Source organism: Streptomyces sp. MA5143a, from assembly GCF_900290235.1.
Lineage (GTDB): Bacteria > Actinomycetota > Actinomycetes > Streptomycetales > Streptomycetaceae > Streptomyces.
The window spans coordinates 1-12,108 of the sequence record NZ_OLMK01000152.1 but is presented as its reverse complement, the minus strand read 5'-3'; the positions used below and the strand labels follow the sequence as shown (position 1 = coordinate 12,108).

Here is a 12,108-nt window from a genome sequence, read left to right as displayed (position 1 = left end):
CGTGGGGGGCGGGTCAGGGGGCGGCGACGGCCCGGCGGACGGAAGTCGCCCTGGTGGGCGCGGTGGTGACGCTACGGCGCCCCGCCGGGCGTGGGAGCCCCAGAATCCGGGTGGCCGCCCCCTAACCCGCGTGGTGCGCGGGCCAGGGGTGGCGGCCGCTCACGCCCCGGCCGTCGTCCCGGTCAGCGGATGCCGAACTCGTCCCCGATCAGGCTGAGGAGTTCCTCGGTGCTGGCGGTGTTGAGGTCGGCGTCGGTGTCGTCCTCGACTGGCGAGGCGGCCGTGGCCGGGCCTCCGGTGGCCGGTGTCTCCTCCAGCTTGGTGAGGAGGACGCGCAGGCGCAGGGCCAGGGAGGACCTGCGGGCGGGGTCGTCGGCGGGTGTCCGCAGGGTCTCTTCGAGGGATTCCAGGGCGAGCATGGCGGGGTCGGGTGCCTGTGCGGACGCCAGGTCGAGCCCTTGGTGGAGGAGTTCGGCGAGGTCCTTCGGGGTGGGGTGGTCGAAGACGAGGGTGGCGGGCAGGCGCAGCCCGGTGAGGGCGGAGAGCCGGTTGCGCAGGTCCACGGCCATGAGGGAGTCGAAGCCGAGGTTCTGGAACGGCCTGCCCGGGGGCACGGCGTCCGCCGAGGGCAGTCCGGCGGCGGTCGCCGCCTCCGCGCGGACGAGGTCGACGAGGGCCGCGGTGCGGTCCGCCTCGGACAGGGGCAGCAGCCGGTCGCGCAGCCCGGCCGCCGGGGCGGCCTGCGCGGTGCCGTCCCTGCGGGTTCCGGCGGCGAGTGCCCGCAGCAGTACGGGAGTGGTGGGTGAGCCGGGTTCCAGGGCGGAGGTGTCCAGCCGTACGGGGACGGCGACGCTCGCGCCGGTCGTGAGGGCCGCGTCGAACAGGGCCATGCCCTCGCGGGGGTCGAGCTGGCGCAGGCCCGCGCGGGCGATGCGCTTGAGGTCGCTGTCGGCGACGCCCGAGGTCATGCCCTCGCCGCGCTGCCAGGGGCCCCAGGCGAGGGAGAGTGCGGGCAGCCCTGAGGCGGCCCGGCGGACGCAGACGGCGTCGGCGAAGGCGTTGGCGGCGGCGTAGTTGGCCTGGCCGGCGCCGCCCATGGTGCCGGCGAGCGAGGAGAAGACGACGAACGCGTCCAGGTCGCGGTCGGCGGTCAGCTCGTGCAGGTGCTCCACGGCCTCCGTCTTGACGGGCAGGACCGCGTCGACCTGGGCGGGGGTGAGAGCGGTGAGGGTGGCGTCGTCGACGGTGCCCGCGGTGTGCACCACGGCCCTCAGCCCGGGGACCGAGTCGAGGAGGGCGGCCAGTGCGTCGCGGTCGGTGACGTCGCAGGTCGCGACACGTGCCGTGGCGCCGAGTGCGGTGAGTTCGGTGAGCAGGTCCTCCATGCCGGGGGCGTCCCCGCCGCGCCGGGCGGCCAGCAGCAGGTCGCGTACGCCGTGCCGGGTGACCAGGTGGCGGGCGACGAGACGGCCGAGCGTGCCGGTGGCGCCGGTGACGAGGGTCGTGCCGGTGGCGGGCCAGACGCCGGGGGACGCGTCGGCGGGGGCGGCAGCCGAAGGGTCGGCGGGCGGGGAGGCGGGGGTGGGAGCGTCGGTGGGGGCGGGGGTGGGAGTGGGGGGGGAGCCGGGCGAGCCGTGGGGCCAGCAGTCGGTCTGCGCGGAGGGCGAGTTGGGGTTCGTCGAGGGCCAGGGCGAGGGCGACGGCGCGGGGCAGGGGTGTGGTGCTGTCGGGGTGGTCGTCGACGAGGACGACGCTGCCGGGGTTCTCCAGTTGGGCGGATCGGGCGAGTGCCCACACGGCGGCGGCCGCCGGGTCGGTGACGGTCTCGGTGTCCGTGGCGCGGACGGCGCCGGTGGTGCACAGCACCAGCCGGGTCGCGGCGAGGGCGCTGTCGGTGGTCCACCGCTGGAGCAGGGCGAGGACCCGGTGGACGGCGTCGCGGGCGGCGGCGGCCGTCGGCTCGGCGGGCGGCAGTGGCACGACCACCACGGCGGGCTGTGGGTCCGCCCCGTTCAGGGCGTCCAGGTCCGCGTGGTGTCCGACGCCCTCGGTGGTCGCCGCCCAGGGCGCGGCGAGGGCGTACGCGGCGGCGTCGCCGACAACGGCGATCCGGCCCGGGAGTGTCTGACCGGGGCCTCCGGGGGGCGGGTCGAGGGGGGTCCACTCCGTGTGGAGCAGCCATTCGGGGCGGATGCGCGTGGTCTCGAACCCCGCGGTGGACGCGGCTCGCATGTGCAGGGCGGCGACGGAGGCGACGGGGCGCCCCGACGGGTCGGTGAGGTCCACCGCCACCCGGTCCTCGGCCTCGTCGCGGACGTGCACGCGCAGGGAGGTCGCCGCCTGGGCGTGGCCGGTGACGCCCCGCCAGGCGAACGGCAGCAGGGGTCCGCCGGTCGCGGGCGCCGAGGGACGGAAGGCCAGGGAGTGCATGGCGGCGTCCAGGAGGGCGGGGTGGAGGGTGAAGCCGCCGCGGGCGGGGTCGGGCAGCCGTACCTCGGCGAAGACCTCGTCGCCGCGCCGCCAGGCCGCGGTCAGGCCGCGGAAGGCGGGGCCGTAGCTGAAGCCGTGGTCGACGAGGTCCTCGTAGAACGTGGTCAGGTCGACGGGTTCGGCGTCCTGCGGGGGCCAGGCCGTGAGCGGCGGGGCGGGCGTCGTGGCAGTCCGGGGGGCGAGGGTGCCCTCAGCGTGCGTGGTCCAGGGGCCGTCCTCGTCGGTGCGGGAGTGGACGCAGAGGGCACGGTGGCCGGTGTCGTCGGGCGGGCCGACGGCGACCTGGAGCTGGACGGGTGCGTCGGCGGGGATCAGCAGGGGCGCGGCCTGGGTGAGTTCGTCGAGGTCGGGGCAGTCGAGGCGGCCTCCCGCCCACAGGGCGAGCTCGACGAAGCCGGTACCGGGGAACAGGGCTGTGTCGAGGACGGCGTGGTCGGTGAGCCACGGCTGGGTCGCCGTGGAGAGTTCACCGGTGAACAGGGTGGTGCCGTCGGCGGCCGCGGTGACGCGGGCGCCGAGCAGCGGGTGCCCGGCGGGGCGCAGGCCGAGCGCGGTGAGGTCGCCGCTCGCCGCCGCGGGCCTCGGCTCGGGCCAGTAGGGGGTCCGCTGGAAGGGGTAGGTCGGCAGGTCGACGCGGCGGGCTCCGGTGCCGGCGAACACGGCGGACCGGTCGAGGGGGGTGCCCGCGAGGTGGGCGCGGGCGACGGCGGCGACGAGGGTCTCGTCCTCGGGTGCGTTCCGGCGCTGCGCGGCGACGCAGACCGGGGGTTCGTCGTCGGCGTCGAGGCAGGTGTGCGCCGATCCGGTGAGGACGCCGTCGGGTCCGGCCTCCAGCAGGACGGTGACGCCCTCGGCGGCCAGGGTGCGCACCCCGTCGGCGAAGCGGACCGTCTCCCGGACGTGACGCACCCAGTAGTCGGGCGAGCATGCCTGTTCGGGGGTGAGGAGTTCTCCGGTGAGGTCGGAGACGACGGGGATACGCGGCGGGCGCAGGTCGAGGTCGGCGACGACACGGGCGAAGTCGTCGAGCATGGGCTCCATCAGCGGCGAGTGGAAGGCGTGACTGACCGTCAGGAACCGTGCGCGTACGCTCTGTTCCCGGAAGCCGTCGCGGAGGGTGGTGAGGGCCTCCGTGGGGCCGGACAGGACGACGGAGCCGGGCGCGTTGACGGCGGCGACGGTGACGTCCGGGTGGTCCGCGAGGGCCTCGGCGGCCCGTTTCTCGTCGACTGCGACGGCGAGCATGCCCCCGCCCGCCGGGAGGGCCTGCATCAGCCGGCCGCGGGCGGCGATCAGCCGGCACGCGTCGGGCAGGGTCATCACGTCGGCGAGGTGCGCGGCGGTGATCTCCCCGACGGAGTGGCCGAACAGGTAGTCGGCGCGCACCCCCCAGCTCTCCAGCAGCCGGTACAGGGCGGTCTCGAAGGCGAACAGCGCGGGCTGGGTGTACTCGGTGCGGTGCACGGCCTCCGGATCGGGGTCCTGGGCGCCGGTGCCGAACACGATCTCGGCGAGGGGCCGCGACAGGTGCGGGTCGAGGTGGACGCATACGGCGTCGAAGGTCTCGGCGAACACCGGGTGCGCCGCGTACAGTTCCCTGCCCATGCCGAACCGTTGGGCTCCCTGTCCGGTGAACAGCACGGCGAGGGCGCCCTCGCGGGCGGTGTCCCGCAGCAGCCCGGCCGGCTGTTCGCCCGCCGCGAGGGCCGTGAGGGCGGCGCTCGCGTCGGCGCGGTTGCGCACCGTGGCGGCGGCCCGGTGGTCGAGGGCGGCGCGGGTGGTGGCCAGGGAGTGGGCGAGGTCCAGGGCGGTCAGGCCGGGGTCCGACGCCAGCGTGTCGAGCAGCCGGGACGCCTGGTCGCGCAGGGCGTCGTCGTCGTGCGCGGACAGCAGCAGCGGCCAGGCACGGGGGGTGTCGGCGGGTGCCCCGGGGGCGTCCCGCGCGGGGTCCGAGGTGGTGCCGTCGGCGGTGCCGCCGGGTGCGGCTTCCGGGGTCTTGTCGGCGGGGGCCTGTTCCAGGACGACGTGGGCGTTGGTGCCGCTGATCCCGAACGAGGACACGCCGGCGCGCCGGGGGCGGCCGGTCTCCGGCCACGGCCGGGACTCCGTCAGCAGTTCGACCGATCCGGCGGACCAGTCGATCTGCTGCGAGGGCGCGTCCACGTGCAGGGTGCGGGGCAGTTGTCCGTGCCGCATGGCCAGGACGGTCTTGATGACGCCGCCGACACCGGCCGCGGACATGGTGTGCCCGATGTTGGACTTCAACGAGCCGAGGTAGAGGGGATGTTCGCGGTCCTGGCCGTAGGTGGTGAGGAGGGCGTGCGCCTCGATGGGGTCGCCGAGCCGGGTCCCGGTGCCGTGTGCCTCGACGGCGTCGATCTCGCCGGCGGTGAGCCCGGCGTCGGCGAGGGCGTCGCGGATGACCCGCTGCTGGGCCTGGCCGTTGGGCGCGGTGAGCCCGTTGGACGCGCCGTCCTGGTTGACCGCCGAGCCGCGGACGACCGCCAGCACCGGGTGGCCGTGGTGGAGCGCGTCGGACAGCCGTTCCACGAGCAGCAGGCCCACGCCCTCCGACCAGCCGGTGCCGTCGGCCGCGTCGGCGAAGGCCTTGCACCGGCCGTCCGGGGCGAGGCCGCCCTGCCGCTCGAAGTCGGCGAAGAGGGACTCGTTGGGCATGACGCAGACACCGCCGGCGAGCGCCAGGTCGCACTGCCCGGAGCGCAGCGCCTGGATCGCGTTGTGCAGGGCGACGAGGGAGGAGGAGCAGGCGGTGTCGACGGTGACGGCCGGGCCCTCCAGGCCGAGGACGTAGGCGACGCGGCCGGAGATGACGCTGGTGGCGGTGCCGGTGACGGTGTATCCGGCGAGTTGCTCGGAGCCGGGCGGGAACAGCAGCGAGTAGCCGAGCCCGGCGGCGCCGACGTACACGCCGGTGCGGGTGGAGCGCAGGGTCGTGGGGTCGATGCCCGCGTGTTCGATCGCCTCCCAGGAGGTCTCCAGGAGCAGGCGCTGCTGCGGGTCCATGGTGAGTGCTTCGCGGGGGGTGATGCCGAAGAAGCCGGGGTCGAAGCCGGCGACGTCGTCGAGGAAGCCGCCGCGGGCGGCGTCCTGGGCGCGCCAGCCGCGGTCGCGGGGGAAGCCGGTGATGCCGTCGCGGCCTTCCGCGAGCAGCTGCCACAGCTCGTCGGGGGTGGTGACGCCGCCGGGGAAACGGCAGGCCATGCCGACGATGGCGAGGGGTTCGCCGTCGGCGGCGGACCGCCGGGCGGGGACGGCCCGCGCCGCCTCGGGGGTGGCCGGCGCGTCGTCGAACAGCTCCGTGTACAGGGCGCGCACCATGCGCCGGGGTGAGGGGTGGTCGAAGACGACGGAGACGGGCAGGCGCAGTCCGGTGGCGGTGGCGAGCCGGTTGCGGAAGTCGACGGCGGTCAGGGAGTCGAAGCCGAGTTCCTTGAAGGGGCGGGTGGCCTCGACGCTGTCGGCGTCCGTGTGCCCGAGGGCCGCGGCGGCGGTGTCCCGGACCAGCCGCAGCAGCAGCCGGGTGCGTTCGGTCTCGGTGAGCGGGGCGAGGCGGCCGCGCAGCGAGCCGGGGTCGCCGTCGCCCTCGGGGCCGGTGGCGGCCGTGCGGCGGGCGCGGGCGGGCCGGGGCGCGGGGACGGGGTCCACGCGGTCGAGGCGTTCGGCGGGGGGCGCGGTGAGGAGGCCCGCCGGGTCGGCGGGGCGCAGCAGCAGGGCGTCGGCGGCGGCCACGGGCGCGCCGGTGGTGTCGGTGAGGAGCAGGGCGACGGTGCGTTCGCCGGTGCGGGTCACACGGATCCGCAGCCGGGCCGCGCCGGTGGCGTGGAGTTCGACGCCGCCCCAGGAGAACGGCACGGCCATGTCCTGGCTGTCGCCGAGCGCGTACAGGGCGTGCAGCGCGGCCTCGGACAGGGCGGGGTGCAGGCCGAAGCGGGCGGCTTCGGGGTGCTGGGCGGCGGGCAGGGCGACCTCGCCGTACACCGTGTCGTCGGTGCGCCACAGGGCGCCCAGCAGTCGGCGTTCGGGCCCGTAGGCGAAGCCAGCGGCGGCGAGCCCCTCGTAGAGGGTGTCGACCGGTACGGGGGTGGCGCCGGGCGGGGGCCAGGCCGTCAGGTCCTCGGCGGGGGCCCCGGTCTCGGGGACGAGGGCGCCGGTGGCGTGCACGGTCCATGGTCCGTCCGTGCCGGACGCGGTGGTGGAGGCGTGCACGGCGAGGGTGCGGCGACCGCCCCGCTCGGCGCCGATCCGGACCTGGAGGGCGACCGCCCCGTCGGTGGGCAGGGGCAGCGGGGTGTGGAGGGTGAGTTCCTCGATCCTGCCGCAGCCGACCTGGTCGCCGGCGATAACGGCGAGTTCGACGAACGCGGTGCCGGGCAGGACCGCCCGGTCGCCGATGCGGTAGCCGGCGAGCCAGGGGTGGTCGTGCGGGGCGACGCGCCCGGTGAGGACGACCCCGTCGTCGTCGGCGAGCCGCACGGCCGCGCCCAGCAGCGGGTGCTCGAGCGGGCCGAGACCGGCCGCGGTGACGTCGGCGCGGCGGCGGGGCCCGTCGGGCCAGTGCCGGGTGCGCTGGAAGGCGTAGGTGGGCAGGTCGACGCGGCGGGCGCCGGTGGCCGCGAAGACGCGGGGCCAGGCGACGGGCGCCCCGCCGGTCCAGGCGTGGGCCAGGGCGGTGCGCAGCCGGCCGGCGCCGCCCTCGCCGCGCCGCAGGGTGCCGGTGACGGTGACCTCGTGGTCGTCGGCCTCGGCGCACTGCTGGAGGGAGGTGACGAGGACGGGGTGCGGGCTGGGTTCGACGAACAGACGGTGTCCGTCGGCGAGCAGTGCCCGTACGGCGGGTTCGAAGCGGACGGGTTCGCGCATGTTGCGGCACCAGTAGGCGGCGTCCAGACCGGCGGTGTCGAAGGGGCCGCCGGTGACGGTGGAGTAGAACGGCACGTCGCCGCTGCGCGGTGCGAGCCCGGCGAGTTCGGCCATCAGCTGTTCCCGCAGCGCCTCGACGTGCGGGGAGTGACCCGGGCTGCCGGCGCCGGGGATACGGCGGGCCTGGACGCCGTCGGCCTGGCAGGCGGCCACGAACGCGTCGCAGGCGTCGGGGTCGCCGGTGAGCGCGACGGAGGCGGGGCCGTTGACGGCGGCGATCCACAGCCGGTCGGCGAAGGGCGTGAGCCGGGCGCGGACCTGCTCCTCCGGCAGCAGGACGGAGGCCATGCCGCCGCGCACGGTGAGGGTGCGCAGGGCGCGGCTGCGCAGGACGACGACCCGGACCGCGTCCTGGAGGCCGAGGCCGCCGGCGAGGTGGGCGGCGGCGATCTCGCCCTGTGAGTGGCCGACCACCGCGTCCGGGGTGACGCCGTACGCCTGCCAGGTCCGGGCCAGCGACACCATCACGGTGAACAGGACGGGCTGGATGACGTCGATGCGGTCGGGGTCGATGTCGCCGGGTTCGCCGCGCAGGACGGCGAGGACGTCCCAGTCGACGAGTTCCCGCACGGCGGCGGCGCACCGCCGGGCGTGCTCGGCGAACACCGGCTCGGTGTCGAGGAGTTCGCGTCCCATGCCGAGCCACTGGGAGCCCTGGCCGGGCAGCACGAACGCGGTCCTGCCGGTGACGGCGGCGCCCTCGGCGAGGGCGTCGTGCGGGCGGCCCCCGGCGAGCGCGTCGAGTCCCGCGAGGAGGGTGTCCCGGTCGGCGGCGAGCACGGCCGCCCGCTGGTCGAGCGGCGTGCGGGTGGTGGCGAGGGAGAAGGCGACGTCCGTGACACCGGGCCCGGAGCGGCCGGTGAGGTGGTCGGCCAGCCGCCGCGCCTGTGCGCGCAGGGCGGCGGTGCCCCGGGCGGAGAGGACGGCGGGGAACGGGGCGGCGGTGTCGGAGGACCGCGGTCCCGGGGTGGTGTCCGTCGGCGTGGTGTCGGGGGTGGGGGCCCCTGTCGTGGAGGCCGTGGTGGCCGGGGGTGCCTGTTCGAGGACGATGTGGGCGTTGGTGCCGCTCACCCCGAACGAGGAGACGGCGGCGCGGCCGGGGCCGTCGCCGTCCGGCCAGGGGCGGGCCTCGTCCAGCAGGCGTACGGTGCCGGCGGACCAGTCGACGAACGGGGTGGGCTCGTCGGCGTGCAGGGTCTTCGGCAGGACGCGTTCCCGCAGCGCCTGCACCATCTTGATGACGCCACCGACACCGGCGGCGGCCTGGGTGTGCCCGATGTTGGACTTCAGGGAGCCCAGCCACAGCGGGCGCCCGTCGGGGCGGGCGGCGCCGTACGTGGCGAGCAGCGCGTCGGCCTCGATGGGGTCGCCGAGCCGGGTGCCGGTGCCGTGCGCCTCGACGGCGTCGATGTCGGCGGAGGTGAGCCCCGCGTCGGCGAGGGCGTCGCGGATGACACGTTGCTGCGAGGGGCCGTTGGGGGCGCTGAGCCCGTTGGAGGCGCCGTCCTGGTTGACGGCAGTGCCACGGACGACCGCCAGCACGGGGTGCCCGTGGCGCAGCGCGTCGGAGAGCCGCTCCACGACGAGGACTCCGGCGCCCTCGCTCCACCCGGCACCGTCGGCGACGGCTCCGAACGCCTTGCAGCGCCCGTCGGGGGCGAGGGAGCCCTGACGGGACAGCATGACGTGCACGTCGGGCGTGGAGATCACGGTGACCCCGCCGGCCAGCGCCAGGTCGCACTCGCCGGCCCGCAGGGACCGTACCGCCAGGTGCAGGGCGACCAGGGAGGAGGAGCAGGCGGTGTCGACGGTGAGGGCGGGGCCCTCCAGGCCGAGGACGTAGGAGATCCGCCCGGAGAGCACGCTGTTGGAGACGCCGGTGGAGCCGTGGCCGTCGATGCGGCCCTCGGTGGCGGTCAGCAGGGCCGCGTAGTCCTGCTGGGAGACGCCGGCGAAGACGCCCGTGCGGCTGCCCTTCAGGGTGAGGGTGTCGATCCCGGCGCGTTCGAGGGCCTCCCAACTGCTCTCCAGGAGGAGCCGCTGCTGCGGGTCCATGGAGTGCGCCTCCCGTGGGGAGATCCCGAAGAACGCGGCGTCGAAGGAGGCGACGTCGTCGAGGAAGCCGCCCTCACGGACGTAGCAGGTGCCCTCCTTCGACGGGTCGGGGTCGTAGAGGGAGGCCAGGTCCCAGCCGCGGTCCGTGGGGAAGGGCCCGATGGCGTCGCGGCCCTCGGCGACGAGCCGCCACAGGTCCTCCGGTGACCGCACGCCACCCGGGTAGCGGCAGGCCATGCCGACCACGGCGATCGGTTCCCGGGCCGCCGACTCCAGTTCGCCGAGGCGCCCCCGCGTCCGGTGCAGTTCCGCGGCGACCTGCTTGAGGTAGTCGCGGAGTTCCTTGCCATCAGCCATGTGAACCGTTCACTCCTTGCCGAGTTCCGAGCGGATGAAGTCCAGCAACTCGTCGTCCGAGGCGACGGCGAGCCGCTCCTCGACGTCGGTGCCGCCCGTCTGGGGGGCCGTGCCCACGCCCGCGAGCGCCCGCAACCGGGCCGCGGCCCGGGGCCGTTCGGGGTCGTCGGCGGGCAGTTCCGCGAGGGCCGCCTCCAGTTGGTCGAGCAGGGCGGGCAGTTCCGGCCGCTGCCGGGTGTGCGCGGGGCCGGCCTGGTCGAGGAGGCGCCGTTCCAACTGCTCGGCCAGCGCGGCGGGGCTGGGGTGGTCGAAGACGAGGGCGGCGGGCAGCGGCAGCCCCGTGGCGGCGGCGAGGCTGTTGCGCAGCTCGACCGCGGTGAGCGAGTCGAACCCGGCCTCACGGAACGACCGGCGCGGGTCGAGGCTGTCGGGCGACGGATAGTCGAGGACGGCGGCGGCCCGCGCCCTGACCAGGTCCAGCAGGGTCCGGGCGCGTTCGGCGGGGGGCAGCGCCGCCAGCCGTTCCGCCTGGACGGCGCCGGAGGGCGCACCGTTCGCGGAGGTGCCGTTGGCGTACGCGCCGCCGGGTTCCTGCGGCCGTGCCCGCCCGGGTGTCTCCCGCCCGGTGTTCGTCACCAGGGTGCGCAGGGCGGCGGGCAGCGTGCCGGCGGTGGCGCGCTCCCGCAGGACGGCGGGGTCGGTGCGCAGCGGCACCAGGACGGCTTCGTCGGCCGCCCAGGCCCGGTCGAACAGGGCGAGGCCCCGTTCGGCGTCCAGCGGCAGCACACCGGCCCGGGCGAGCCGCCGCAGGTCGACCTCGGCGAGCCGTCCGCCCATGCCGCCGCCGGTCCCCCACAGCCCCCAGGCGAGCGAGGTCGCGGGCAGCCCCTGTGCCCGGCGGTCGCGGGCGAGGGCGTCCAGACAGGCGTTGGCGGCGGCGTAGTTGGCCTGGCCGGCGCCGCCGAGGGTGCCGACGGCGGAGGAGAACAGCACGAAGTGCGACAGGTCCGCGTCACGGGTCAGCTCGTGCAGATGGTGGGCGGCGTCGGACTTGGGGCCGAGGACGGTGTCCACGCGCTCGGGGGTGAGCGCGGTGACCACGCCGTCGTCGACGACGCCCGCCGTGTGGACGACCCCGGTCAGCGGCCGGTCGGCCGGCACGGCGGCCAGGACGGCGGCGAGCGCCGCACGGTCGGACACGTCGCAGGCCGCGAACGTGACCCGGGCACCGTCCCGTTCGAGGTCGGCCGCGAGCGCCTCCGCCCCGGGCGCGTGCGCGCCCCGTCGGCTCACGAGCAGCAGGTCGCGCACACCGTGGCCGGCTGCGAGCCGCCGCGCGACGAGCCCGCCCAGTTCCCCGGTGCCGCCGGTGACCAGGACCGTGCCGTGCGCCGGGGTGGGAGTGTCGACGGGCAGGGTGTCGGCGGGCGGGGCGTCGGCGGGCGGATCGTCGGCGGGAACGAGCCGCGGCACACACAACTCCCCTCCGCGTACGGCGACCTGGGTCTCGGACCGGGCCAGCGCGGTGGCGACGGCGGACGCCAGGGCGACCGCGTCGGCGCCGTCGTCCTCCAGGTCGACCAGCAGGAACCGGTCGGGGTGTTCGGCCTGCAACGACAGCAGCAGCCCCCACGCCGCCGCACCGGCCGGGTCGCCGGTGGTCGCGCCCCCGCTCACGACGACCACCCGGAAGTCCGCCGACCGCTCCTCCGCGAGGACGGACTGCACCCGGGCGAGCGTGTCGTGCGTGAGGCGGCGTACGGCCTCCGGGCCGCCACGCCCCCGACCCCCGTGCCCATCGGCACCCGACTCCGCCCGCGGGGCCGGCTCCAGGGGCAGGACCAGGCAATCAGCGGCCTCGTCCACGGTCGACGCGTCGGGCCGGACGAACGCCGTGTTCCCGGCGTGCAGGGCGAGGGCCTTGGCCAGAAGACCGGCCCGCCCGTCCGGCTGTCCCAGCACCGCCCACCGGGCCCCGGCCGGGGCGACGCCCTCCACGGGCTGCCAGGCCGTCGTGTAGAGGTCCCCGTTTCCGGTGCGGGGCTCCTCGGCGGAGTCCCGGACCGTCTCCAGCCAGTAGGCGTCCCGCTGGAAGGCGTACGTCGGCAGTTCCACCCGGCGCGCGCCGCTGCCGGCCAGGAAGGCGGCCCAGTCCACGCCCGCCGACCGCACGTGCAGCCGTCCCAGCGCGGTGGCGAGCGAGCGCGTCTCGTCCCGGCCCTTGCGCAGCGTGGGGAGGGCGAGCAGATCGGGCACGGTCTCCTG

2 protein-coding genes and 1 pseudogene are annotated in these 12,108 nt (G+C 76.5%); all 3 read right to left on the bottom strand.

Translation table 11 applies throughout. The features are described from left to right. Positions 1-182 precede the first annotated feature (182 nt). A complete protein-coding gene (locus SMA5143A_RS45070) occupies positions 183-1,451 on the bottom strand; it encodes a beta-ketoacyl reductase (RefSeq protein ID WP_258194084.1) in 1,269 nt (422 codons plus the stop codon). Positions 1,452-1,641: 190 nt separating this feature from the next. Continuing rightward, a pseudogene (locus SMA5143A_RS44520) lies at positions 1,642-9,804 on the bottom strand (type I polyketide synthase); the annotation flags it as partial. Between the two features lie 48 nt (positions 9,805-9,852). Then, on the bottom strand, positions 9,853-12,108 hold a 2,256-nt coding region (locus tag SMA5143A_RS42195; RefSeq protein ID WP_308812073.1), incomplete at its 5' end, for an SDR family NAD(P)-dependent oxidoreductase.